1 protein-coding gene is annotated in these 353 nt (G+C 45.3%); it reads left to right on the top strand.

The window, feature by feature from the left end:
• On the top strand, positions 1-187 hold a 187-nt coding region (locus GPL15_RS17315; protein ID WP_215699949.1), incomplete at its 5' end, for a hypothetical protein.
• Between the last annotated feature and the right edge of the window lie 166 nt (positions 188-353).

The following is a 353-nucleotide window of genomic DNA, read 5'->3' as shown; positions in this document are numbered from 1 at the left end:
GGGTGAAGCCATTTTCGAAAATGCCTTGACCCTTTATTTTAAATTTACTTTTAATTACTTTAGCCAGAGAAAACCAGCAGAAAAGCGGGAGGAGGTGGCGGACAGACGGCCGGATTTTTGGAAGGGGCCAGGCCGAGGGGCATCCGTCGGGGATGAAAGCCATCTGGAAACCGTTAGCGAAACTTAGGCTCCAGGGATGAAAAAAGACGGGCAGAAACTGAAAACCAAATCAGTTTCTGAGATGCCCACTGAACGGTAAAGTCCCATAAAGAGTTGTAAGCGATACAAAACAGACCGTAGTGTACAACTGATAACCATCTGCTATACTCTTTTCAAAAGATTGAAGGAGGATA

This window comes from Clostridium sp. MCC353 (assembly GCF_018785315.1).
Classification (GTDB): domain Bacteria; phylum Bacillota; class Clostridia; order Lachnospirales; family Lachnospiraceae; genus CHH4-2.
This window is presented reverse-complemented; position numbering and strand designations above follow the sequence as displayed.